The 24001-nt window shown below is 46.5% G+C and carries 23 protein-coding genes and 1 riboswitch; of the genes, 8 read left to right on the top strand and 15 right to left on the bottom strand.

Annotated features, from left to right (window positions below; genetic code table 11):
* Positions 1–19: 19 nt before the first annotated feature.
* Positions 20–844 (top strand): squalene/phytoene synthase family protein, encoded by an 825-nt coding sequence (locus AB1K89_RS12715; protein WP_413055107.1) that lies wholly within the window; start codon positions 20–22, stop codon positions 842–844.
* 68 nt (positions 845–912) lie between these two features.
* On the opposite strand, the gene AB1K89_RS12710 is transcribed toward AB1K89_RS12715, so the two are convergent.
* The 3 genes from AB1K89_RS12710 to AB1K89_RS12700 form a co-directional block, all read right to left on the bottom strand.
* On the bottom strand, positions 913–1935 hold the full coding sequence (locus AB1K89_RS12710) for an anti-sigma factor domain-containing protein (protein WP_413055087.1): 1023 nt from the start codon (positions 1933–1935) through the stop codon (positions 913–915).
* Positions 1932–2681 (bottom strand): RNA polymerase sigma-I factor, encoded by a 750-nt coding sequence (gene sigI, locus AB1K89_RS12705; RefSeq protein ID WP_413055086.1) that lies wholly within the window; start codon positions 2679–2681, stop codon positions 1932–1934. Before sigI ends, AB1K89_RS12710 begins: the two co-directional genes overlap by 4 nt.
* An 82-nt stretch (positions 2682–2763) precedes the next feature.
* Positions 2764–3492, bottom strand: a complete 729-nt coding sequence (locus AB1K89_RS12700; RefSeq protein WP_413055085.1) for a hypothetical protein — start codon at positions 3490–3492, stop codon at positions 2764–2766.
* 169 nt (positions 3493–3661) lie between these two features.
* Here AB1K89_RS12700 and AB1K89_RS12695 point away from each other — a divergent pair, with 169 nt between their 5' ends.
* Complete coding sequence (locus tag AB1K89_RS12695; RefSeq protein WP_413055084.1) at positions 3662–3877, top strand: small, acid-soluble spore protein tlp; 216 nt, start codon at positions 3662–3664, stop codon at positions 3875–3877.
* Positions 3878–3921: 44 nt separating this feature from the next.
* On the opposite strand, the gene AB1K89_RS12690 is transcribed toward AB1K89_RS12695, so the two are convergent.
* Both AB1K89_RS12690 and AB1K89_RS12685 read right to left on the bottom strand, forming a co-directional pair.
* Positions 3922–5478, bottom strand: a complete 1557-nt coding sequence (locus tag AB1K89_RS12690) for an ABC-F family ATP-binding cassette domain-containing protein (RefSeq protein WP_413055083.1) — start codon at positions 5476–5478, stop codon at positions 3922–3924.
* A gap of 250 nt (positions 5479–5728) precedes the next feature.
* Positions 5729–6244: a hypothetical protein gene (locus AB1K89_RS12685; protein ID WP_413055082.1), complete on the bottom strand. Its 516-nt coding sequence runs from the start codon at positions 6242–6244 to the stop codon at positions 5729–5731.
* A 112-nt stretch (positions 6245–6356) separates the two neighbouring features.
* A riboswitch (purine riboswitch) is annotated at positions 6357–6456 on the top strand.
* A 77-nt stretch (positions 6457–6533) separates the two neighbouring features.
* On the opposite strand from AB1K89_RS12685, the gene AB1K89_RS12680 reads away from it, so the two are divergent.
* Positions 6534–7715, top strand: a complete 1182-nt coding sequence (locus AB1K89_RS12680) for an MFS transporter (protein ID WP_413055081.1) — start codon at positions 6534–6536, stop codon at positions 7713–7715.
* Between the two features lie 82 nt (positions 7716–7797).
* Here the strand turns inward: AB1K89_RS12680 and AB1K89_RS12675 are convergent, their stop codons facing one another.
* The 4 genes from AB1K89_RS12675 to cysK all read right to left on the bottom strand — a co-directional run bounded on the left by AB1K89_RS12675 (position 7798) and on the right by cysK (position 11343).
* Positions 7798–8781, bottom strand: coding sequence for an ABC transporter substrate-binding protein (locus AB1K89_RS12675; RefSeq protein WP_413055080.1), 984 nt, complete (start codon positions 8779–8781; stop codon positions 7798–7800).
* Between the two features lie 25 nt (positions 8782–8806).
* Positions 8807–9559, bottom strand: a complete 753-nt coding sequence (locus AB1K89_RS12670) for an ABC transporter permease (protein ID WP_252504286.1) — start codon at positions 9557–9559, stop codon at positions 8807–8809.
* Positions 9492–10334, bottom strand: a complete 843-nt coding sequence (locus AB1K89_RS12665; RefSeq protein ID WP_413055079.1) for an ABC transporter ATP-binding protein — start codon at positions 10332–10334, stop codon at positions 9492–9494. Before AB1K89_RS12665 ends, AB1K89_RS12670 begins: the two co-directional genes overlap by 68 nt.
* 79 nt (positions 10335–10413) lie before the next feature.
* Positions 10414–11343 carry a cysteine synthase A gene (gene cysK / locus AB1K89_RS12660; RefSeq protein ID WP_413055078.1) on the bottom strand — a complete coding sequence of 310 codons (930 nt, stop codon included), beginning with the start codon at positions 11341–11343 and terminating at the stop codon, positions 10414–10416.
* A 141-nt stretch (positions 11344–11484) separates the two neighbouring features.
* Between cysK and AB1K89_RS12655 the strand changes: the two genes are divergently transcribed.
* Positions 11485–12261, top strand: a complete 777-nt coding sequence (locus AB1K89_RS12655; RefSeq protein WP_413055077.1) for a DUF2268 domain-containing putative Zn-dependent protease — start codon at positions 11485–11487, stop codon at positions 12259–12261.
* 109 nt (positions 12262–12370) lie between these two features.
* Positions 12371–12643, top strand: a complete 273-nt coding sequence (locus AB1K89_RS12650) for a hypothetical protein (protein WP_413055076.1) — start codon at positions 12371–12373, stop codon at positions 12641–12643.
* 69 nt (positions 12644–12712) lie between these two features.
* On the opposite strand, the gene AB1K89_RS12645 is transcribed toward AB1K89_RS12650, so the two are convergent.
* Positions 12713–14101: an MATE family efflux transporter gene (locus tag AB1K89_RS12645; RefSeq protein WP_413055075.1), complete on the bottom strand. Its 1389-nt coding sequence runs from the start codon at positions 14099–14101 to the stop codon at positions 12713–12715.
* 204 nt (positions 14102–14305) lie between these two features.
* On the opposite strand from AB1K89_RS12645, the gene AB1K89_RS12640 reads away from it, so the two are divergent.
* The gene (locus AB1K89_RS12640; protein WP_413055074.1) at positions 14306–15400 is read left to right on the top strand and encodes a DUF2325 domain-containing protein; all 1095 of its coding nucleotides are present in this window, start codon (positions 14306–14308) and stop codon (positions 15398–15400) included.
* A 327-nt stretch (positions 15401–15727) separates the two neighbouring features.
* Here AB1K89_RS12640 and AB1K89_RS12635 read toward each other — a convergent pair whose 3' ends face one another.
* Positions 15728–17497 (bottom strand): sulfate adenylyltransferase, encoded by a 1770-nt coding sequence (locus AB1K89_RS12635; RefSeq protein ID WP_413055073.1) that lies wholly within the window; start codon positions 17495–17497, stop codon positions 15728–15730.
* Between the two features lie 294 nt (positions 17498–17791).
* On the opposite strand from AB1K89_RS12635, the gene brnQ reads away from it, so the two are divergent.
* On the top strand, positions 17792–19105 hold the full coding sequence (gene brnQ / locus AB1K89_RS12630; protein ID WP_413055072.1) for a branched-chain amino acid transport system II carrier protein: 1314 nt from the start codon (positions 17792–17794) through the stop codon (positions 19103–19105).
* A gap of 40 nt (positions 19106–19145) precedes the next feature.
* Here the strand turns inward: brnQ and AB1K89_RS12625 are convergent, their stop codons facing one another.
* Positions 19146–19508, bottom strand: coding sequence for a hypothetical protein (locus AB1K89_RS12625; protein WP_413055071.1), 363 nt, complete (start codon positions 19506–19508; stop codon positions 19146–19148).
* 148 nt (positions 19509–19656) lie between these two features.
* Between AB1K89_RS12625 and AB1K89_RS12620 the strand changes: the two genes are divergently transcribed.
* Positions 19657–20877, top strand: coding sequence for a dicarboxylate/amino acid:cation symporter (locus tag AB1K89_RS12620; protein WP_413055070.1), 1221 nt, complete (start codon positions 19657–19659; stop codon positions 20875–20877).
* Positions 20878–21094: 217 nt separating this feature from the next.
* Here the strand turns inward: AB1K89_RS12620 and AB1K89_RS12615 are convergent, their stop codons facing one another.
* From AB1K89_RS12615 to AB1K89_RS12605, 3 genes are all read right to left on the bottom strand, one after another.
* Positions 21095–22111, bottom strand: a complete 1017-nt coding sequence (locus tag AB1K89_RS12615; protein ID WP_413055069.1) for an LLM class flavin-dependent oxidoreductase — start codon at positions 22109–22111, stop codon at positions 21095–21097.
* Positions 22112–22236: 125 nt separating this feature from the next.
* The gene (locus AB1K89_RS12610) at positions 22237–23418 is read right to left on the bottom strand and encodes a NupC/NupG family nucleoside CNT transporter (RefSeq protein ID WP_413055068.1); all 1182 of its coding nucleotides are present in this window, start codon (positions 23416–23418) and stop codon (positions 22237–22239) included.
* 334 nt (positions 23419–23752) lie between these two features.
* Complete coding sequence (locus AB1K89_RS12605; RefSeq protein WP_413055067.1) at positions 23753–23869, bottom strand: YjcZ family sporulation protein; 117 nt, start codon at positions 23867–23869, stop codon at positions 23753–23755.
* Positions 23870–24001: the final 132 nt, after the last annotated feature.

The raw sequence follows: 24001 nt of genomic DNA, 5'->3' as shown, positions 1-24001 counted from the left end.
GAAATGAAGGAGGACCCCCATTATGAACGAAGCGAAATTGCAAAAAGAAGCGATGCACGTATTGAAGCTGACGAGCAGAACCTTTTATATACCGATTAAAATGCTGAATCCCACTTTGCGGAAGACAGTCGGCTCCGCTTATTTATGCATGCGTGCGATTGATGAGATAGAGGATCATGAAGAACTGCACCCGGAAAGCAAGCAGCATCTGCTGAAGTCGACGAGCAAACTGCTGGAAAATGACTTCTTTGACGTTGCCGCTTATCGTGCTCTCCTAAAGCCATATGAAAACCTTTTGCCTGAAGTGACATTGCGCCTCGGAGATTGGCTCGCCGTATGCCCGGAAGGTATTGTCGCCAAAGTGAAAGAGTCGACGAGCATAATGGCGGACGGAATGGCAAAATGGGTCGGCAAGAATTTCTTGATTCAAACGAAAGAGGATTTAGACGACTATACATATTATGTAGCGGGTCTCGTTGGTGTGATGCTTTCCGATATTTGGGAACAGTATGACGGTACAAAGACAGATCGGGACTTGGCGATCGGTTATGGTCGCGGATTGCAGGCGGTGAACATGCTGCGCAATCAAGATGAAGATGCGGAGCGCGGCGTCCGTTTCTTGCCGGATGGCTGGGACAGAAATGACCTGTTCGGCTACGCAGAGACGAATTTGAAAAAAGCCGATGAGTATATCGAGTCGATTTCAAATAAAAACATCCTCCTGTTCTGCAAAATCCCCCTTGCCCTTGCAAAGCGGACGATCAACGCATTGCAAGTCGGCCAGGAGAAGATGAACCGTGCAGAAGTCGAATCGACCGTGGAAGCGATTTTGAAGGAAGTGTGAAATTACTTTAAATCAACAATAAAAGGCTGTTGCAGATCATCAGTTTTTACTGACGATCTGAAACAGCCTCATTTTTTATTTTGCGGATTTTGTTTATGTTCATTTGATGAATTTTCTTTTTGTTGTTTGGCAGGTGGACCTTGATTGTCCTTTACTTGTTTATCTATGGATGACGAATGTGGTGGTGGTCCTTGCTCATCCGCGTGAGGAGGCGTACCATGTTGATTTGCATGAGGGGGCGCATTCTCACTTCGCCCTTTGCTCGGGCTCTTTTCAAGTTTTTCAGTTAGCGGTCCTTGATGATTCCCAGATCTATTTGAACGTTCCTTCTCATTTTCCTTCTCAATCCTCTTTTGCTGAGGTGGACTAGGAGGAACGATTTCCTTCTTCGGTTTTTGCTCCGGTACAGGCTTTGTTTCAATCTGCTCTGTACTGTCGGCAGGTTTCTTCTCAATCTCTATTGATTTTAATTGGTGAATCGACATTTTTTTCTTATTCGCCACTTTTCTTTCTTCCGGCGTACTTTCCTCAATTTGCATGTTCAGTTCGTCATGATTTCCACGAACTTCCCGCACTGCGTCACCAATCATCTGTCGTGTCTCCAGTTCGCTTCCGCGGGTCGGATAGATTGTCGTAATGATGATTTTCTTGTCGTGAACGGATAATTGCAATACAGCCATGTCCAGCACGTTGAGGATAGGATGGCCTTTCCATCCGTCCAGGTGCTCCAGCTCGCTCTGCATTTCATTCAAATAACGCAAGGAGATGACATTTCCTTCCCGGTTCACTCCAAATTCCATCGCCGTCCCAGCATCCAGTTGGACATACGCCATCACTTTTTCATTCAAAGGATTCAATGACGACAAGATGATAAACAGAAGGGCTGCAGCGACGAAAACGGCTCCGACGAACCGCGATTTCGCTTTTCTTCCCGCAATAAAAGACGAAGCAACGAGTGTGAAGTCGGCTTCCTCCCCAATTGCGGGCGGATTCCCGATCGGGACTCCACGCAAAAATTCGCCTTTCTCCGTTAGGAACACCATATATTTATTTTTCTTTTCACAAACAATGCCTCTATATGTCCGCATCATATGAGTTCCCCTTTTACGTATTCCTTTATGTATGTAAAATCGTTGTTCAATAGCAACGTAACTGCAATAATATATTTCCGATGCCGCTCGATCGTCTTCCTCGAGACTTCAACAATATGTTCCAACTGCTTCATTGGCAGTCTTTTATTTTCCAAGAGGTGCTCATAAAACTCGGGAGTCTCTGCCATGATTTGCGCAATTTGAAAAGCGGTCTTTCGGGAATCGGCATGTTTCGGTGAAACTTCAGCAAGTTCACGGAATGACAAGCCGTATTCCTGCAGCAACGTGGCGTATTCCGCCATCTCTTCCCGTCGTTCCTCAGCCCGGCGTTCTTCTGAATAAGAGAAGATGGATGATTCGTCGAAGGCGTATTCACGGGGCTTCGCATCTACGTCATCGTCTATGGTTAAAAGGACGTTTGCCGTTCGTACCGCTTCTTTTCGTATATGATCGATCAGCCGTCGCTTCATGATCAAATGGGCAAATGTCTGCAGCGACGCGTTTTCTTCCGGTTTGTATTTCAAAACCGCTTCGTGAAATCCGACCATCGCAATACTGAATTCCTCATCGCTATCGTCAATGAATCGATTGCATACGAAAGAAGCCGTTTTTTTCATGAACGGAGTAAATGCGATGAGAAGTTCGTTCATGACCTCCTCATCGCCACTCTTCGCCTTCCATACAAGCTCATTCAATTGTGTATCAGACTTCTTGTTGAAAATCCCTTGTATGATGGACAAAAGCATCAATAACCCTCCGTTCCCATCAATTCCGACTTTTGATTGTAAGTGGGGCAACGGAAAATGGAAAGCGTTAAACTATGGTAAATTAGTTTTTCTTCTCTTTTTTCTCTTGTTTTTGCTGTTCCTTTGCAGCTTTACGCTCTGCCTTCAATGCTTCGCGCTCCGCTTTTTGGGCAGCTTTCAATTCTTCTTTTTGTTGCTTGTGTTTTGCATTCAATTCAGCTTGTGGATTTTTCTCTTTCACTTTAGCCGGCTTCTCTTCTTTTACAGGTGCTTCCTCTTTCACTGGCGTTTCAACTTTTGCCGTATCTTCAGTGTCCGGTGCTTCTTCCTTAATTTCCTCTTCAGGAGTTTCCGCTACAGGCTGCTTGCTTTCCCATTTTGCAATGGAGCGCTCCATATTACGTTTGATGGCCGCCTTTGCAGTTGGACTTCCAGCTTGCTCATATGCTTTCGCTAGCGCAGCAAGATTTCCTGCTGTATAGCCTTCTGGAATTTCAGGGAGTTCGTTTTCAGTCGCTTCTTCTTTGCCTGATACTTCTGCTCCATCTTCTTTATCTGTTTCCGTTTTAGGATCAGTGATGTTATTTGTTTCTGTGTCAGCGTCTTTGTTTGCATCTGTTTCTGTGTCAGTTGTTTCTACGACTTCCTTAACCGGTTCGACAACCACTTCTAGATTTTGTAATGATTCTTCTTTGCTTGGAGTGGTAAGGTCGCGAACGATTCCATTATCTGCTAGCGCATAGCCTGTCCCACTTACTGTCAATCCTGCGATAAGTAATGCTGCTCCGGTCTTCTTCCATGTGTTTTTCATGAATAAATCACCTCGTCAATTTTTTGCCCTATTGTCGGACATACTAGTTATTCGAAGGTTCTTGTCGATTTATGGGGGTCGGCTTAAAAAATTGTGAGATTACCAGTTTGCACATGAAAATTCATCATTAGGAAAGACTATTGCATTGAATGAAGAAGGAGGAATAAACATGCCTAGACCATTACCGAATGATTCTGCGGATAATGTCGACCGATTGAAGAAAACGATCAGCAATATGGAAGCGGCGAATGAAGCAGCGAAAACTGCTGAAGGCGCAGAGCTTGCTACAATTAAGGAAAAGAATGAACGCCGTAAAGAAGCTATTGAAGGTTTAGAAGAGGAGATCAACCAAGAAAATAAATCACGGATTAACGGCTACATTTAAAAAAGGCACCCGGACGATAAATTCGCCGGGTGCCTTCCCTATCATCAAAACATTTTCGTCGTCCAATTCTCACCATTCCATACATCCGTTACGACACCCTCATAGAAATCAGGTTCATGCGAGATGAGTAGAACGCTTCCCTTGTACTCCTTCAACGCGCGTTTCAATTCCGCTTTCGCATCGACATCTAGGTGGTTCGTCGGTTCGTCGAGTACGAGCAAATTCGTTTCCCGGTTGATGAGTTTACAGAGACGGACTTTTGCCCGCTCGCCTCCACTCAGCACTTTCACCTTGCTCTCAATATGCTTCGTCGTCAAACCACATCGCGCCAACGCCGCACGCACTTCATACTGTGTGAAATGCGGGAACTCGTCCCACACTTCCTCCAAGCAAGTGCGATTCGATTCCGTCTTCATCTCCTGCTCGAAGTAGCCAATTTCTAGATGATCTCCGAGTTCTACAGAGCCTGCAAGTGATGGAATTTCCCCGAGGATGCTTTTCAGCAGCGTCGTCTTCCCGATTCCATTTGCTCCGGAAAGTGCAATCTTTTGGCCACGCTCCATCGTCAAATCGAGCTCTCTCGACAGCGGCTCATCATACCCGATGACGAGGCCTTTCGTTTCAAATAAATAACGACCCGGCGTTCTAGCTAGCTTGAAATCGAACTGCGGCTTCGGCTTTTCAGCATCGAGTTCAATGATGTCCATCTTATCAAGCTTCTTCTGGCGGGACATCGCCATCCGGCTCGTTGCCGCATTCGCTTTATTGCGCGCAACGAAATCTTTCAAATTGGCGATTTCCTTTTGCTGCTTTTTAAACGCTGCTTCCATCTGCTGCTTCTTCATTTCATGGACACGCAAAAACTCATCATAGTCCCCTGCGTAGCGCGTGATCTGCTGGTTCTCCATATGGTAGATCAAGTTTATGACACTGTTCAAGAATGGAATATCATGCGAAATGAGGATGAACGCATTCTCATAGTTCTGCAAGTAATTGCGCAGCCATTCGATATGCGCAACATCCAAATAGTTCGTCGGCTCATCAAGAAGGAGGATATCCGGCTTTTCAAGCAACAGCTTGCCGAGCAATACTTTCGTCCGCTGTCCGCCGCTCAAATCATTGACGTCACGCTCTAGCCCGAATTCATCCAAACCGAGCCCGTTCGCCACTTCATCGACTTTCGAATCAATAATATAAAAGTCTTTGTTCGTCAGCTCGTCCTGCATCTGACCTGTTTCCTCAAGCAGCTTCTCGAGTTCATCCGCATCGACTTCCCCCATCTTCGCGAATAAGGCGTTCATCTCCGCTTCAAGATCGTACAGATATTGAAACGCTGTCCTGAGCACATCACGGATGCTCATCCCTTGCTGAAGCACGACATGCTGATCCAAATAGCCAACCCGCACCCGCTTCGCCCAAGCGACTGTTCCCGCATCCGGCTCAAGCTTCCGAGTGATGATGTTCATGAATGTGGATTTCCCTTCCCCATTCGCACCGATCAGCCCGATATGCTCCCCTTGCAATAAACGGAACGACACATCATCGAAAATCGCCCGATCACCGAACCCATGACTCAAATTTGATACTGTCAATAAACTCATATGTTGTACACCTTTTCCTTCTGTCAGAATAAAATCCTATCGCGCATAAAACAGTCCAGATACGCATAAATCTTGGTAAACACGCATAAAGCCGTTGAAACACTCATAAAACCTTCAAAAAGCGCATAAAACGCAAAATTAACGCATAAACGCTCGCATTTGCGCATAACTCATTTCAAACGCGCATATGTCCTTCATTATATAGCGATTTCCCGCATGAAGATAGAGAGTTTCCAAAGTTTTTTCATCGTCAAATGGCATGCAGCACACGCAACGCGTCGAGAACGCTATGTAGGAAATCTGGTATTTCCCGCATATTCTCCTCATTAATCTTCGTCCTGAATTTCACTTCGATATTATTCAAGTAACCGGAATCATCCCCTCCGTACATGAAACTCAACGTCTGAACGACGAGCACTTCATTTTCCCAAATGGCACGTAACGACTCTTCGATAAGCGGGCACTGCTCCGTTTCATGTTGAATGCGCTTTTGAAAGTGCACTGTCAATGTACAGCCGGCATTGCCCCCGGGCGTTTCCAATATTTCATCCGCTAAATCTTGTAAGGATGCCTTCAAAATGATTTCTGCTGACACATCCTCTAGATGATAAAGAGTAAATTGAACAGCGAATCTCCTCGCAAGAATGGCTAAATCCATTTGATCTACTCGGTTCATGATCCTTATTTCACGTTCAATCGTATCTAGATCATACACCCGATTTTCAAATGCCACTTTCAGATTTTCAAAAACTGTCGGATCGTACATATCGGTTCCTCCAAAATAAATAATCGGTACTTTCTATGTAACCATAGTGGATAAGGAAAAGGAAATTGTTCTTGATATATTTGCCGAGCCATGTTAGATTGGTGAATGGAAAATTTCATACGATTATTATATATGTATAACCTCAATAATACGGTTTGAGGGTCTCTACCAGGAACCATTAACTCCTGACTACAAAGGAAACAAACTTTGTAGTCGGGATTTTTCATTTTCCGATAATTATTTCGCATAGAAGGTTCACACTATAAATAGACCAACAGGAGGAGTTCCCATGGACTTTAGAGTTTTCATCATTGCCATATCAACGATTATAGTCGGTCTCGTTGAATTGATCGTCGGCGGGATTTTGCCGATTATTGCAGATGACTTGAACATTTCAATCGGGACGGCTGGGCAGCTCATAACTGTTTACGCGCTCGTGTTTGCCATCGCCGGTCCGGTTTTATTATCTTTGACCGCGAAAGTTGAGAGGAAAAAGCTTTATTTACTATCAATGGCAGTCTTTTTTGCCGGCAATATAGTGACTTATCTCAGCCCAACTTTCACATTTCTCATGATTGCCCGCATTATCACTGCGCTGAGTGCAGCGCTTCTCATCGTGCTTTCCTTAACGATTACCGCGCGGATTGTCGACGCACCTTACCGTGCGAAAGCGCTCGGTTATATTTTCATGGGGCTTAGCTCTTCCCTCGTATTAGGTGTGCCGCTCGGTATTCTCGTTACGAATGCGTTCGGCTGGCGCAGCGTCTTTTTAGGGATCGCTGTTCTTTCGATCGGTGCTTTCATTCTTGTCACCATATTCCTTGAGAAAATGGAGAAGGGGGATGTTCTACCGCTTTCCGCGCAAATCAAAGCGCTTGCGAATAAAAAAATCGTCCTTGCCCACTTGGCGATGATGTTCATGTTGGCTGGCCATTACACGGTTTATGCCTACCTCACACCATTTTTGGAAGAGAATTTGCATCTGAACCAATATTGGATCAGTGTGAGCTATTTCTTATTCGGGATTTCGGCCGTAGCCGGCGGGGCATTCGGAGGCAACCTTGCAAACTGGATCGGATCAAAGAAAAGCATCCTCATTATTATTGGCGCTTTCGCTTTAAGTCTATTCGCATTGCCGTACTCGACATTTTCTTTTCCGTTCTTCCTTGTCGTCATGATGATTTGGGGCGCATTAAGCTGGGCACTTGCACCGCCGCTGCAGGATTACGTCATCCAGGCGGACCCTGTTTCGTCTGATATCAATCAGAGCTTCAATAATTCCGCTATACAGGTCGGGATTGCAGTGGGCTCGGGAATTGGCGGAATCGTATTGGGGCATACCGATTCGGTCACAAGTATGCCAACTGTCGGTAGTGGAGTAGTTGTCATCTCGTTCCTATGCGCAGCCATTTCTTTATCACTTGCTACGAGCAAGGCTAGGCGCATGCGGGAAGCAAAGGCGGATTCGTAAGTACAGGGGACCTCTACTAGATAGGGGTCCTTTTTTTATTGCAAAAAACGGAACCCGGTAACAGGTTCCGTTACGATCGATTTCATTCTCCCAACAAATAAGTTAGATCTATCATCCCATCAATATCGCTGCTCGTTACATATCCCGCTTCCTTGCTAATATCCGCCATCTCCTGGATGACTTGCTCGTTCACCTCTGTCGTCACTTCAAGCTTAGCAAATGCCGCAGCTGTTTCTTCTTCGTTTATTTCCTTGCCAGTCAATTCTTGAATATGTTTGATGACTAATTTTTGCGCTTCTTCCGGTTTTTGTTGGATGAACTCAACTGCACGTTTATGGGCGTTCAAATACGCTTTTGCAAACTCTTTGTTCTTCAAGAACTCGTCGCTTGCTGCAACGACTGTGTTTGTCGATTCCTTCCCCCATGCAAATTCATCCCAGTCGAGGATCAGCTTGCCGTTTGCCTGCGTTTCGAGGATATTTCCCCACGGTTCTTGCGTCGCCGCAGCATCCACGGAATTTTGGACGAATAGTGTAGCGGTATCTGCCGGGGCCGCTGCGAATAATTCGACCGTGCCGCCATTCGATGTTGTTTCGAGATTTACTTCTTTCAATGCTTTACGGAGCATGACGTCCTGTGTACTTCCGATGACCGGGATGGCGACTTTTTTGCCATCGAGATCGGCAAGCTTTGAAACGCCGCCACCTTCACTCGCGACTAGCACTGCTCCTCCATTTACCGCGCCAGATATCAAGCGGAACGTCGGGTTTTTCACGTAGAAGTTCAGCAATGGACCAGGTCCAACTGTACCGACGTCAATCGATTTCGTCGTCATCGCCTCCATGAACAGACCACCGTTGCTTACGGTCTTCGTTTCGATTTTTACGTCATCCCCAAACTCTTCTTCAAAGTAGCCGTTTTCAAGGGCGACAATCGTGGCGATATGCGTCAAATTCGGGAAGTACCCGATTTTCACCGACTTGCCGCCTGACGAGGAAGATCCGCAAGCAGATAGGATCCCCACTACTAAAACCGTTAACAACGTCAAAATCAATGACTTCTTCATTATCCATTTCTCCTTTATATGCGGATCATGCGAGACCCCATTTTTTCTGAACAGAACGCTCCAAACGTAAAAACACGACATTATCCATAATCGTCCCGATCACCGCGATAATGATCATGACTGATATGACAAGATCCATTTGACCGAGGGATCGACCCGTTTCAAGCAGTTGCCCTAGCCCTCCGCCCGAGCCAAGCAATTCCCCTGCCATTAACGCCCTCCATGAAAATGCCCAAGCGATGCGGAGTCCCGATAACAATTGCGGGACGGACGCCGGCAAGATGACGGTGCGAATGAAATGGACCCCCGATGAGCCGAATGTTTTGGCGACCCGTTGGTACAACGTCGGCACGTTCCGGAAGCCGCTCGTCGCACTGACGGTCATCGTCCATGTCGCACCGATCGTGACGATGAATAGGATTGAGAAATCATTTAATCCAAACCAAATGATCGCGAGCGGAAACCAGACGATGCTCGGAATGGATTGCAACGCGGTGACGAGAAAGCCGAGTGTATCCTCGACCAACTTATAGCGCCAAATGAGGTAGCCCATGATGACGCCTAAGACAATTGCGATTGCAAATCCGATCAACAAGCGGCTCATGCTTTTGCCGATCGCCGCTACTATCTGCCCGTTCACGAGACCGTTGAAAAGCGTCTCCAACACTTGTGTCAAACGGGGAAACATGAAATCCGGCAATACCGAAAGTCTAGATGTGACTTCCCATATCACCGCTATCATTGCGATGAAGATGATTCGTCTTAAAGCTGTAGTCATCACCCATTTCCTCCTTCAACACCTTCTCAATTTCCTCTTCCAAAATGGCTAAAATCCGCTGTTCCGTATGCAATGTCACACTATCGGGCAGTACGCCGTCCGTCGATGTCGGAACAGGTATGATTTCTTTCACTTTACCGGGACGTGTGCCGAACACAATCACTCTTTCCGATAGCAAAACGGCTTCCCGGATATTGTGCGTCACGAAGAAAATCGTCACTTTCGTCTTCTTCCATATGTCGATCAATTCTTTATGCAGCACCATTCTCGTCTGTTCATCGAGCGCGGAGAAAGGTTCATCCATCAATAAAATATCCGGTTCCATCACTAACGCTCTTGCAATCGAAACCCTTTGCTTCATTCCGCCCGAAAGTTGATGCGGATACGAATGGATATAGTTGCTCAGGTGGACCATCTTCAACATGTCAATCGCTTTCGCCTCGGCTTCCTGTTTCGGCATCCTCTTCAGCAGCAGGCCATACTTCACATTTTCCAATACGGTTAACCATGGGAATAATCCGGCCTCTTGGAAAACGACGACACGGTCGGGACCAGGCTTCTTCACTTCATTCCCGGCAATGCGGATGCTGCCTTTATCCGCCTTCACCAACCCTGCAATCATATAGAGGAGCGTCGATTTGCCGCACCCCGATGGTCCAACAATGGAGACGAAGCTTCCTTTCTCCATTTCGATATCAATGTGTTCGAGCACTTGGATTTGCTCTTTTCTTTCATTGAGAAAACTCTTCTCAATTCCATCGATCGTTACATACATTTCTTAGCACCTCGACTTTCCGTATTCGTTTAGTCGGAATTAATGTTATGAAAAGGGAGAGGACATATATTCCTCTCCTTTAGAAATCGAATAAATCACTCGACAAATAGCGTTCACCATTATCAGGTGCAATACAGACGACCGTGTCATCCGGTGTCAATCGTTTCGCCACTTGCATCGCAGCATAGACGGAAGCTCCCCCGCTTGGACCGAGCAACAAGCCTTCACGCGCAGCCAAATCACGGACTGTTTGGTAAGCATCCTCGTCTTCAATCTTAAAAATCTCATTGTATATGGATGTGTTCAAGATTGAAGGAATGAATCCGGGACTCGTTCCGACAAGCTTATGCTTCCCGGGCTTCCCGCCGGATAGGACGGGAGATCCCGCCGGTTCCGCTACATGTACCGTAATAGTACTGTCGTATTCCTTCAGATATTCGCCCGTTCCCGTAACGGTGCCGCCCGTACCCGCCGTACAAACGAATGCTGTCAGTTTGCGGTCCAACGATTCCATCGCCCGGATAATTTCAGGTCCAGTCGTATGCCGGTGAATTTCCGGGTTCGCCTCATTTTCAAATTGCATCGGAATGAAGCTATTCGGAATTCCCGCTGCAATCTCCTCTGCTTTTTGAATGGCACCCGGCATTTTTAATTCACTAGGCGTCAGCACGACCGTTGCACCGTATGCTTTTAATATATTGATCCGCTCAAGTGTGGAGGAGTCCGGCATGATGATAATCGTCTTATACCCTCTTGCAGCGGCATTCATCGCGATTCCGATCCCTGTATTTCCGGATGTCGGTTCAATGATCGTATCCCCTGGTTGTAATAAACCAGCTTTTTCTGCTTCGATTATCATATTGTATGCCGCCCGGTCCTTAACGCTTCTGCTCGGATTGAAATATTCAAGCTTCACATACACGTCAGCACCTTGCGGATCGGGAAGCCGATTCAACCTCACTAAAGGCGTCTCACCAATCAATTCGGCTATATTATTCACTACACGCAAACCGTTCAGCTCCTTCGCGTTTCTTAGTTTAAATGATTATAGCAGATTAATCCCTATAATGCATAGTAATTTAGTAGGTTTTGATTCACAAGACCTTCCCCTCAATAGTCGAATATGATAATTAAAAAGGGGGGTCGCAGCATGGCTGTTATCCGGACAGACAAGTGGATTGCGGAATCTCAAGGAGACCCTGTCAAAGTATGCAAGTATTTGATTAAACACTTCCCCACTGCTTCCGCTGCAGAAATCCATCATCACTTAACGATGTTCGGCATGTATATGAGTGCAAAGCAAGGAAGAGAACTCGGTAAAAAGTTATACGCAAAAAATGTATGGGAAATCGCAGCAAAGGAAATGGAGCTTTTGCGAAGTGAATGGAACGGTCCTTCTGTCCCCATCTTTATTTTCCCATCGGATATCGCGAATAAAGACTTGATGCTTGAATTCAATGGTAAATCGGGATTATCGTATACTGATAAGTTATTTTTATTCATTTGCCCTACCAATACGGAAACTGAAATTAGGGCGTTACTGACGCATGAATACAACCATGTATGCCGGCTGAACAAATATCCGAAACGGGAACGGGAGTACACACTGTTAGATACGGTCATCCTTGAAGGGTTGGCGGAAATGGCTGTCGAGGAAAGATTCGGCAAGGCCTCCACTTCATTATGGACCTCACTTTATTCCGACAAACAGTTGGCTAGATTATGGAAGGAATTCGTCTATCCAAATCGGAATCACGCGAAAGAGAGCGATGTCCATCAAGAAGTGCTGTATGGCTTGGGTCAATATCCACATATGGCCGGTTACACTGTCGGCTATTACTTAGTCCGGAGCTTCTTGGAGGGTACAGACTTTCATTCAGAGGACTTATTGGCAAGACCCTCATCGGAGATTGCTCGACTATCGTAGTTGAACCGGGTACTGCTCTAAACGAATGCATCAAGTGTGTTTGTCCCCTATGATGAAAAGTCCCTTACATATAATGTTATATATTCATGTGAGATGGGGTGACAACACGATGTCAGTTCAGAATTATCATTCTTTGTGCAATAAGCATATTGGAAGAGCCGTCGTCATCGGAACTCGGGATGGACAATTCCATAGGGGGATCATTAGAGGAGTCGGGGGCAATCGAGTTTTTTTAGAACCATTTGGTCGGAGGAATTTGGGCGGTTTCGGATACGGATTTAGAGGCGGATTTGGCTTTGGGGGACGTGCATTTGCTTTTGGTGCAGGCATTGCACTTGGCTCGATCGTAACTTTCGCTTTGCTCCCCTTCTTTTTCTTCTAAAAGCGATAGTAATCAGAACAAAAAAAGAAGGTCTCTCGATAAAATGAGAGACCTTCTTTTTTTATTTCATCATACAATTTCCGGTTTTGCTTCCATTTCAGGGACAGGTTCCACAAGTGCATATCTCTCCCACGCCCTGCTTTTCCAGCGAAGCGACATGACGATCGCGCGCACCCATTCGTCCAAGATGACGGCAAGCCAGACGCCGACTAGCCCGAGGTCGAGTACGAACACAAGGTAATAGCCGAGCGGGAGACTCATCATGACCATCGAGATGGCCCCCATGAGAACGGGGAATCTCGCGTCGCCCGATGCACGGAGCGAATTGATGATGACCATGTTGAACGTCCGTCCTGTTTCGAGCAAACACGATAACAATAAGACGGATGCACCGAGCTCGATGATCTGCTCGTTTTCTGTAAAGAGGCGCATGAGCGGATAGCGGAACGTCATGACGAGCGCCACCAACACGACCGTGAAGACGAGCGCACGTTTCAATGATGCCCAAACTTGCCGGTACACTTCATCCTTCTCCCCGCTTCCGACGAGACGACCGACGATAATCGACGTCCCAAGCCCGATTGCTAGCGCGAACAAATAGCTGAACATTGAAATGTTCGTCGCATATTGTCTCGCGGCGAGCGCTTCCGTACCTAAGAACGTGACATAGTATAGGAAGACGATTTGGCACGCCTGGTAAAGGATCTGCTCGAAAGCAGAAGGCAGCCCGATGTTGAGGATCTTTTTAATGTAGTCCTTCGACCACGTAATGTAATACCGAAATTCGATGCGGTATTCAAGCACCTTGTACAGCAGCCATATAAAGACGAACATCGCGATCAGCCGGCTCCCGACCGATGAAATCGCCGCCCCTTGCACGCCTAACGCCGGCATGCCGAACTTCCCGAAGATGAGCGCATAGTTTCCGACGACATGGATGATGTTCATACCAAGTGACACAAACATCGTCTGCTTCGTGAACCCGTGCACACGGATGACCGCGGCGAGTGAATTGATGATTGCTTGGAGGAAAATCCCTCCGCCGACGATGATCAAATACGCTTCCGCATGTGCGAGGACATCCCCTTGCAAATTCATCGCATTCATCATGCGGCTCGTGAATAGGATGAACACGCCGCTTATTCCAAGCCCGACTAATAGATTCAAAGAGACGGCGAGCGCCGAAATCTTTGACGCTTCAATATATCTCCTCGAACCTAAATATTGCGAAACAACGATAGCAGCCCCGTTTCCGACGACCTCAAGAACGAGTATGGCGATCATCACGTATTGATTCGCCGCTCCAACCCCTGATACCGCATCGTCAGACAGCGCACTCAACATGAACGTATCCGCCAACCCCATCAACATGAACAAAAATAACTCAAGAAAAATCGGCCACGTCAGATGAAACAAATTCAGTTTCTTCCCCGGGCCGTTGGCTGCAACTGCTGCCATCTATATATCGCCTTCATTTCTATTTAAGATATTCAAAACAGGAAATAGCTTACCATAGAAATCGGTGAGTCTACAACGAGTTTGCTTGAAAATTTTTCAATATTTTTTGGTACTGTTTTCCATTATGGAGTACGAATTGTGTCGAATCTTTTTTATCGGCATCTTGGGAAAATTGAGTTATTATTAAATTGAGGAGTTGAAAAAGTGAAACAGATTTCAGATGAACTAATTAGCTGCATCAATCAACTGACCAAAGAAAATGTTGCGGAAACAAGGGAACGGGTCAATAAGTTATTTGATTTCATCGAACTGTCTCAAGCGTTATGGGGTTCCATTCCTTCATTCAACGTTCCGGAAGAGCCTAAAAAGGAACCGGATGAAGCCCTCAAGTTGAGCAATGAAACATCTCAGAGGATGATTGTAACAAGCAGTTGCGATTCTACCAATCTGGGAACTCCAATGGAAAGAAAATTGAAGGGCGGAATATTAAAAGGAAAGCATGGGGATATATACGTCCCTGAAAAAATTGTCCGGATGCACGGCTTTGAACATGGGGATTATATTGAAGCGATTGGGGATCATCTGAAAGATCTGGTGTTCATAAAAAGAAAAAGCAGTGTAACCAAACATGAGAGCAATCGGATTGAAATCGATTATTGTGTCATCACAAAGACTTCAGATGGATTATTAGTGGCAGATCAAATGATCAAAGAAGGGAAACTAACGAGAATTAAATTGGATGGGGAGTCCCCTTATCAATTTTTAATTAGCCAAAGAGATATTGATACTTATAGTTTACGAGACGGCAGCGTCGTGGCAATCGCTTATCATGAAACGGACCCCCTCTCCTTTCGTGTCGTCTGGTGTTATCCGGAACGGACGGGTGAACTCGCAAGACCAGACCCGAAGCCGTCCAGTTATTACAAAGATAGTTCAGTGAAAAAGGAAAGCCTATGGACTGATATTGAGTTAAACCTATTAAAAAACAAAAAGATTGTCATTATCGGAGCTGATTTCCGAAGTGCGGATTTCATGCCACTGGCGGAAAGCGGCAACTTTTCATTAGATATTTTTAGTGGAGATGAAAGCAAGACCCGTATCAAAGCAGCTGTTAAAAATACGGATTTAATTATATCTGCAAGTGAGCATTCATCCCATCGAAGCAGCGGATTAGCGAAGGAATGTGCGAAGAAGTACAAAATCCCATTCCGCGCAGCACCTACGAGTCAATCGTCGATTAAAAGAGCGATGATTCATGGAATCAAGGAATCGTATATACCTTTTCATTCATTTTTCTAAAGAGAGTGCTGGGAACCGGAACGGCCGGTTTCCAGCGCTTTTTTTATTGATGAGTGATCATATATCGTGGCTAGTGATCATATATCACGGCAAGTGATCATATATCACGGCAAGTGATCATATATCCGTACAAGTGATCATATATCCGTGCAAGTGATCATATATCCGTACAAGCGATCATAAAACTCCACTAATGATCATATGCATCCACAAGTGATCATAAATCGTGACATTCATGCAAAAAACTCTCCGCGTAAAGCGGAGAGCTCATTATAAAAGTTTTGCGCGAGTTTGCTTATGTTATAGCGCAAGCTCAAAGAGTTATGCTCATTCCGGGGCTTCCTGCTCCTCCGAACCGCTCAAGACAACAGCTTGCTTCTCCTCATTCGGCTCGTCGCTGCCGCGATAGCGTTTATACGGCAGGACATTCCACGTCCGATAATCGAAATCGGCAGCGCGGAGCACTTTCGGAATATCGCCAAGGATCTTCTTCGCCACTTCCAATTCCCGCAGCGCTTCCTCTTTATCCTGATACATGAATTCATCCGAAGCGGTCGCCGGTGCCTGCTTCACTTTCTCCTCCAGGTCCTGGATGACCATTTGCTGCTGCGTTTGCAACGACTCTCTCGCATCCATTACCCATTCCGGCTGCATGCCGCGATTCGTATCTCCCACACTCGTATACTCCTCGAATACCTCCCGGTAGATCCGGTCGGCATTCGCACGGACATCCAAATTCACCATTTCGAGATCGTCATTCGTCAAATCATCCACGGTCAATGGTGTAACCCGCTTCCGTCCTCCGAGTCTCGTCCGCTCCAAATAGAACGGGAACATGCTCTTCACGATCTTCCCTACAGGCGAGATAGCGCTTCCAAATTCATCCAGACCTTTCGGTTGAACGCCTTGGATCGCAATCCTTGCCGATTCCGGGCGGACGATTTCCTTTGGCGGCATAATGCCGTGGCGGAGCATTTCACGGATTCCCGTGCCGGAAATATTGATCCGGTATTGGTTGTCATGCGGGCAAGACTGCTCTGTCGCAGGGCTGTCACAGCGCGTGCAGTAGAACACCTCATGGAAAAGCCGAATGTCAATTCCGAGCTCTTCCGGTTTGAACTGGTCAAAAATGCTATGGCTCGCATACTTATCATAATAATCGCCGATACCCGCGTGATCTCGCCCGATGAGCGCATGTGTGCAGCCGTAATTTTTCATAATAAGCGCATGCAGAACCGTCTCCCTTGGACCGGCGAAAATATATGTCACCCTAAGTGGAGCGAGGATGGATCGACCTTTTGGATAATACGTGTCCAGCACGCTTCGATACGATAGCATCCGGAATTCATGGCGCGTATATTCGCGTTTTGCCATTTCAACCAAAGGCTGAAGAAGCAACCCGTCGATTTCTTCCAACGCATTTTTATGGATATATTCATGGCCACGGTGCAAAGGATTCGCCCCGGTAATAAATCCTGCTGCAGAGCGGAACTTTTTCACTTCATAAAATTCATGCCACGTATCTTTCGGCTCCAAACGTAGCTTTTCAAACGGTCCCCAATCGACTCGGCGAAGCAATCGGATCGGCCCACCTAGCGCGACATCACCCATACGTCTGTAAATCGCGTCCACGCCGGGATGGTTCCGGTCGGTCGTGCCAAATAGATGGGAAGCCCGGTATTCCTTATCATAATCAAAAATATCCTCGATTTTCAAAATTGCCACAGGCTCGTTCTGTTCATCGGAGAGCGCCACTTCATCCCCCACGGAAAGCGTTCCGATGATTTCTTTGTTGCGATTGCCGATTGGTGCAAAGCTGAGGGGAACCGGCCATACCGTACCGTTCGCCAACCTGCCTTCAGTCAAAACGGATTTATAATCAACTTCATTCATGAATCCTTCATTCGGAGACAAGACCCCTGTCGCGATCATTTCAAGCGTTATGACCGCTTCCAAGTCGACCATAATAGAAGGTAGCAGCCTAGCCCTTTCAAGCTCCTCCTCCCTCTCAACCCCCGTCAATACTTTGTCCACCAGTTTTCCCCCATGTGGCTGTTGAGGGTAATTAGCAAACCGATTTTCTGTTACGTTCAACATCCCTTCTCCTCCTCATTCCATTCATTCTAGTGAAATCCTATTCTCTTCTGAATGTTAACATACTTTCAAACTTACCAAAAGAGCATTATCAGAAATTAATAATTTTTCTTTTTTTAATATTTGATGATGTAGGGAAAGATTATTGAAATGTTTATGTTAAAATCAGTTGGTGGTTTTTTTTGAACGGTTATGCGTGAGTTATTTCAGTTATGGACTTTTTTGGGAATATATGAGTTTCTGCCGAAGTTTATGCGTAAACGATCGTTAGTAATTGGTAGTTGGAGGGAATAATTGATGGATGATTTTTCGAAGAAAGATACGTTTAAGTTAGGATTATTAATGTTTGCGCTGTTTTTTGGCGCTGGCAATATGATTTTTCCGCCGTTAGTCGGACAGCTTGCGGGGGAAAATGTTTGGATAACGATCGCTGGGTTTCTTATCACCGGCGTCGGTCTTCCTTTTCTCGGTGTTATGGCGGTCGCCTTGAGCGGAAGCCAGTTGAGGGATCTTGCAGGCAAGGCGCATCCTTTGTTCGGACTTGTTTTCACGATAATTGTCTATTTGGCACTTGGACCTTTTTTTGCAGTTCCGCGAACGGCAACGGTTTCATTTGAGATGGGGCTTTCTCCGTTCATTTCCGAACCATTGGAAAGGACTGGACTAATCCTGTTTTCAATCCTCTTTTTTGCTATTACAGCCTGGCTGTCTTTAAAGCCAAATAAACTGGTCGACCGTTTCGGGAATGTGCTGACCCCGGTCCTTCTTGCTATTGTCGCTTTGATTGTCGCAATCGGCGTCATCAAGCCTGCCGGCAAAAGTGGCCCGCCGCAGGAACCGTACATCGATCATCCTTTCATTAACGGCTTCATCCAAGGGTACTTGACGATGGATGCCATTGCGGCTCTCGTGTTCGGCATCATCGTCATTAACGCGATTAAGGGAAGGGGCATTTCAGACCGGAAAGCGATTGCCGCCATCACGATGAAGTCCGGTGGTATTGCCGCTGTCGGACTTTGTCTCGTTTACGTCGGACTAGCCTATCTCGGGACAACAAGTCGACTCGTCGCTCCGAATGCGGAAAATGGTGGTGTCATTTTAACACAGCTTGCTTATTCACTAATGGGGACGACTGGACAAGTATTGCTTGGCGCAGCTGTATTTCTTGCTTGTCTGACGACTTCCGTCGGGCTTGTGTCATCATGCGCCTCCTTTTTCTCGACGATATTTCCTAAGCTCTCGTATCGATTGGTCGTAATTGTCGTCTGTGTATTCAGCATGTTTGTCGCCAATATCGGGCTTACGCAATTAATTTCGTTTACATTGCCAGTCCTTTTCGGTATCTATCCACTGGCGATTGTCTTAATTACGGTCAGCTTCTTTCATGATCGGTTTAACGGCTACCAGGAAGTGTATTTGTTTGCACTCGCTGCGGCTGGAATTGTAGGTTTTTTCGATATGCTGAAGGCATTCGGTCTACCCATCGATCCAGTTGCAGATGTGCTCGGCTATTTGCCCCTCCACAAAGAAGGGATCGGCTGGATCGTTCCGGCAATTGTGTTCGGATTGGTCGGATTTTTAATCGGGTCGATGCGGAAAAGCGCTACGTAATAAAATGGAAAAGGACTCTTTGACGAGAGTCCTTTTTTGATTAGCGCTTTTTACTTCCCTTCCTGCCTAACGCAAAGGAAAGACCGAGGAGCAACACCATGCCGGCTATTAGCCTTCCGTCTCGTGCCGGTATGAATTTCACACGATCGGGCGTTATTTCATAGACGCCAACTGGACGGACTAAAAATCCTCCGCCGCCGCCATCAGCGCCAGCGCCATCACCCCCGCCTCCGAACCCGTATCTCAACTTCGCGATAGGCACCACTTTCGTCAAGCCGACTTCGATCGGATCTCCGAATACGAGCGAAACATCCCGATTATTCCCGAATTTCTTGAACACCGTCGTTACAGGAGCTTCCCTAAATACCTTCCGCACCGCACCTTCTTGTTGTTCTTGACCCATTCGCCAATCCCTCCTTTTGTAACTCTTCGACGTCCTAGAGCCACATCCCTTTTTTTAGAAGCATGTATTTTGACACGTTGACCACACTATATTAACGTAGAATTCGGAATTCATTTGATACTTGCGATTGTGAAAAGGGGCGGACTAGATGAAAAGCATATTTACAGCATATGTACGGACTTCATTAATTATAAAAATATCGGTCGCCTTAGTTCTCGGAGTACTTGCAGGTTTCTTATTGGGGGAACAAGCCGCAAGCCTAGCACCGCTCGGGGATCTGCTTCTCCGTCTGCTCACGTTCCTGATCATCCCCCTCATTTTGTTTACGCTCATAGTCGGGGTGAATCAGACGAATATTGCCAACTTAGGACGGATGGGCAGCAAAGTTTTCATCTACTACACGGTGACTTCAGCGCTTGCGATTGTAGTCGGTCTAGTTGTCGCCAGCATTTTGCGGCCCGGTACAGGAATGCATCTCACCGGCAATGAGAAATTCGACGTCCCGGAAAACCCCGGCATCATCCATGTGCTACTCAATATCGTGCCGTCCAATATCGTCACTGCTTTTACGGAAATGAATCTGCTCGGCATCATTTTCACCGCGCTCGCTTTCGGTATTGCAATTTCCGTCATGCGTTCCTCCGAGAAGCATGTCGGGCTCGGCGATTCCTTATTGTCGACAATTACAGCTTTGAATGAAGCTTCGCTTATCATTTTGAAGGCGATCCTTCAATACGTACCCATCGGTGTCTTTGCGATCATGGCGAATACGGTCGGAAGCCAAGGAATCGATACGCTCGTTTCGTTAGGCGGCATGATTGGCGTCTTTTATATTGCATTGCTCGTTCACATCGGGCTGTATATCATCTTTCTACTTCTTTTCGGAATCAAACCCGGGTTCTTCTTTAAATATGCACGCACACCGATGCTCACTGCATTTGTCACCCAAAGCAGTGCGGGCACGCTGCCGCTGACATTGGATGCAGCGAAAAAGATGGGGATTTCCAAAAGTTTATACGGCTTCAGCCTGCCGCTAGGCGCTACGGTCAATATGGACGGCGCCGCAATCAGAATTGCCGTTTCGGCCGTATTTGCCGCCAATGTCGCCGGTACTCCGCTCACGATTCCCGATATGCTAATGGTTGTGCTGATTGGGACCCTGGCCTCGATTGGAACCGCAGGCGTTCCCGGTGCAGGCATCGTCATGATTGCAACGGTCTTCGTCCAACTCGGCTTGCCGATGGAGGCGGTAGCATTGCTCACCGCCATAGATGCCTTGATCGGGATGGGGGCAACCGCCGTAAACGTTACAGGCGACCTTGTCGGGACGAAGTTGATCGATCAGCAGGAGAAGAGAAGGAAAATGTAAAAGAGCCAAGCATCGGGTCGTTGCCCGATACTTGGCTTCAGCCTGTTGACAAACGCTCGCATCCGTTGTTGCTCGTCTCGCTCGTCCGCTCATGAACCTTAGTTCTATTCGCGTCTTCGCTCGACTTCGCGCCTAGGCTGACAAGCGTTTTCAATCAGGCTGAGGAAATCCCCATTTACAGTGTAGATCCCTGAAATTTTATCAGATGTCGTCTTCGTCATTCCATCATTTCTGCGACAATTTCATACGAGCGAAGGCGGTCTTCATGGTGGAAGATTCCCGAGCTAACAATACATTCATCCGCTTTCGTCATGTCCATAAACGCTTCCAGTTTACGCTTGACCGTGTCAGGACTGCCGACAATCGTCGATGGCCATTCCAATAGTTCAGCGACGGCCGCTTTTTCAAAATCATTCCAGACGACGTCAACATCATCGATCGGGGGTGTAAATTGCTTCGTAATCCCTCTTCGGATATTCAAAAACATCTGCTGGTGGGAAGTTGCTAGCCATTGCGCCTTTTCATCTGTATCCGCAGCGATGATGTTAATACCTAGCATCGCATACGGCTTTTCAAGGTCCTTCGAAGGCTTGAAATTGCGGTGATATAGGTTCAACGCATGCATCATATAAGTCGGTGCAAAATGGCTCGCGAATGAAAACGGCAGACCGAGTTCCGCAGCAAGCCGCGCACTGAAATCGCTCGAACCTAGAAGCCAGATCGGAATTTCCTGTCCTTCCCCAGGGAATGCGCGGACGCGGGCATCAGGATCGTACTCGAAATACGCGCGCAGCTCGTCCAGCTGATCAGGGAAATCATTGCCGCTGCTATGCAACGTCCGCCTTAACGCATAAGCCGTCGCCTGGTCGCTGCCGGGAGCCCGTCCAAGACCGAGATCAATCCGACCCGGATAAAGTGCATCGAGCGTTCCGAACTGCTCGGCGATGACGAGCGGCGCATGATTCGGAAGCATGACGCCTCCTGCACCGACACGGATCGTCTTCGTCGCTCCTGCGACATGACCGATGATGACAGACGTCGCTGAACTTGCAACGCCAGGCATATTATGATGTTCGGCAAGCCAAAAGCGGTTATATCCCCATTTTTCTGCATGTTGGGCAAGATCGACGCTATTCCTGAAAGATGGTCCCGCATCGCTCCCTTCGTTGATCATCGCTAGATCAAGAATCGACAGCGGGATGCCGTTGAACTTCTTCGCTCTATCATTTATCAATTGCCTCACTCCCCATAATTTTCATCTTCCAAATTGCTGCCATTCCATAATAACGCTTCGGCACGCCCACTTCCATTGAAGGGATTTGTCCATAAAAAAAGGAGCCCCGCTTCGGGGACTCCCTCTTACAACATGATTCCAGTAATAGCCGCTGTCAATAAGCTGACCAACGTTGCCCCGTAGAGCAATTTCAAGCCGAATCTAGCGACTGTATTTCCTTGTTCTTCATTCAAGCCTTTCACAGCTCCGGCAATAATTCCGATCGAAGAGAAGTTGGCGAATGACACAAGGAAGACGGAAATGATGCCGACCGTCCTGTCCGATAACGATGACGTGATTTTAGCCAAGTCCATCATTGCCACGAACTCGTTCGTCAGTAATTTCGTTGCCATAATCGTGCCGGCTTGTACCACTTCTGCTGCCGGGACGCCGACGATAAATGCAAATGGCGCAAATACATATCCTAACGCAGTCTGGAAGCTGATGCCGACAGCCGCTTCAAATATACTGTTAATCATGCCGATCAATGCGACAAAGCCGATCAGCATAGCGCCGACAATGACCGCCACTTTAAAGCCATCCATAATATACTCGCCTAACATTTCAAAGAAAGACTGTTTTCTCTCTCCCGGGACTTCGATAATATCCTCATCCTCCGACACTTCATAAGGGTTGATGATATTCGCGATGATGAAACCGCCGAATAGATTCAGTACGAGAGCCGTAATGACATACTTCGGATCGATCATCGTCATATACGCCCCTAAGATCGACGCGGATACTGTTGACATAGCTGACGTACACATCGTATACATCCGATGCTTAGGAATATGCGGCAGCTGTTTTTTAATGGAGATGAACACCTCGGATTGCCCAAAAATCGCTGAGGCGACCGCATTAAACGACTCCAATTTTCCTAGTCCATTGACTTTGCTCAATATCAATCCGAGAAAACGGATGATTAAAGGAAGCAGCCTAATATACTGAGCAATCCCGATAAGTACGGAAACAAAGACAATCGGCAATAAAACATTCAGGAAAAAGGGGAACGAGCCTTCATTGGCGAGCCCGCCGAAAACAAAGTTGATCCCTTCCGCGGCATATGCTAAAAGCTTATCAAATACATTCGCCACTCCTTTGATCAGGATGAGGCCGACTTCCGTATTCAATAAAGCGAAAGCCAAAACGAGCTGCAAACCGATCATCATGATAATCGATTTATATTTAATCTTCCTTTTACCATTGCTTACGATGAACGCAAGGAAAAAGATAACAAGTAACGCCGCAATGAATATAAGGAATTTCAAAGCGGTTTCCCCCTCTCTAGATGCATAAACTATGTGTGGATCAAACAATGCCATTTTCTAGGACCTTCCCGAAATCACTTTCGGTCATCACTTTAGTTATTCGACAATTTAGGTGTTTATATACAAAACAAAATAATCGTCATAAGCGCCGAATTAGTCGGATAAGAATGAAAATGTTATATGTTTTTTTCCGACTTGCCTATAATAACATATAATTAACTGAAGTAGGATTGACAAAATTAGCAACAAAAAAATAGAGAGGACACGGCTGTGTCCACCTCTACTTTTTGATTTTCATGCATTTTCGGTTAATTTATTTACTAACAATTTTATCTTAACAGTATCCTTCACCCAAGTATGTTGCACCGACAATAATCAGTAGAATAAACAAAACGACGATCAACGTAAAACCGTTTCCATACCCTACATTTCCACCGACTTCATTCGACATTCTTCCACACCTCCAAAATACTTGATGCTGTTATTCTATGTAAGCAAACCATCCCTGCCCATGACATTCCCCTAGTATGCAGCTCATGACTTCAGGAGAATAAAAAAAAGGCCTCTCACAAACCCGTGAAAG

The sequence above is a fragment of the Sporosarcina pasadenensis genome, from assembly GCF_047228845.1.
GTDB lineage: Bacteria > Bacillota > Bacilli > Bacillales_A > Planococcaceae > Sporosarcina.
This window is presented reverse-complemented; position numbering and strand designations above follow the sequence as displayed.

Coding starts and splice junctions, on each gene's coding strand:
- AB1K89_RS12710 (WP_413055087.1), bottom strand. CDS start 1,935: ATGATGCGGACATATAGAGGCATTGTTTGTGAAAAGAAAAATAAATAT.
- sigI (WP_413055086.1), bottom strand. CDS start 2,681: ATGCTTTTGTCCATCATACAAGGGATTTTCAACAAGAAGTCTGATACA.
- AB1K89_RS12700 (WP_413055085.1), bottom strand. CDS start 3,492: ATGAAAAACACATGGAAGAAGACCGGAGCAGCATTACTTATCGCAGGA.
- AB1K89_RS12695 (WP_413055084.1), top strand. CDS start 3,662: ATGCCTAGACCATTACCGAATGATTCTGCGGATAATGTCGACCGATTG.
- AB1K89_RS12690 (WP_413055083.1), bottom strand. CDS start 5,478: ATGAGTTTATTGACAGTATCAAATTTGAGTCATGGGTTCGGTGATCGG.
- AB1K89_RS12685 (WP_413055082.1), bottom strand. CDS start 6,244: ATGTACGATCCGACAGTTTTTGAAAATCTGAAAGTGGCATTTGAAAAT.
- AB1K89_RS12680 (WP_413055081.1), top strand. CDS start 6,534: ATGGACTTTAGAGTTTTCATCATTGCCATATCAACGATTATAGTCGGT.
- AB1K89_RS12675 (WP_413055080.1), bottom strand. CDS start 8,781: ATGAAGAAGTCATTGATTTTGACGTTGTTAACGGTTTTAGTAGTGGGG.
- AB1K89_RS12670 (WP_252504286.1), bottom strand. CDS start 9,559: ATGACTACAGCTTTAAGACGAATCATCTTCATCGCAATGATAGCGGTG.
- AB1K89_RS12665 (WP_413055079.1), bottom strand. CDS start 10,334: ATGTATGTAACGATCGATGGAATTGAGAAGAGTTTTCTCAATGAAAGA.
- AB1K89_RS12655 (WP_413055077.1), top strand. CDS start 11,485: ATGGCTGTTATCCGGACAGACAAGTGGATTGCGGAATCTCAAGGAGAC.
- AB1K89_RS12650 (WP_413055076.1), top strand. CDS start 12,371: ATGTCAGTTCAGAATTATCATTCTTTGTGCAATAAGCATATTGGAAGA.
- AB1K89_RS12645 (WP_413055075.1), bottom strand. CDS start 14,101: ATGGCAGCAGTTGCAGCCAACGGCCCGGGGAAGAAACTGAATTTGTTT.
- AB1K89_RS12635 (WP_413055073.1), bottom strand. CDS start 17,497: ATGTTGAACGTAACAGAAAATCGGTTTGCTAATTACCCTCAACAGCCA.
- brnQ (WP_413055072.1), top strand. CDS start 17,792: ATGGATGATTTTTCGAAGAAAGATACGTTTAAGTTAGGATTATTAATG.
- AB1K89_RS12625 (WP_413055071.1), bottom strand. CDS start 19,508: ATGGGTCAAGAACAACAAGAAGGTGCGGTGCGGAAGGTATTTAGGGAA.
- AB1K89_RS12620 (WP_413055070.1), top strand. CDS start 19,657: ATGAAAAGCATATTTACAGCATATGTACGGACTTCATTAATTATAAAA.
- AB1K89_RS12605 (WP_413055067.1), bottom strand. CDS start 23,869: ATGTCGAATGAAGTCGGTGGAAATGTAGGGTATGGAAACGGTTTTACG.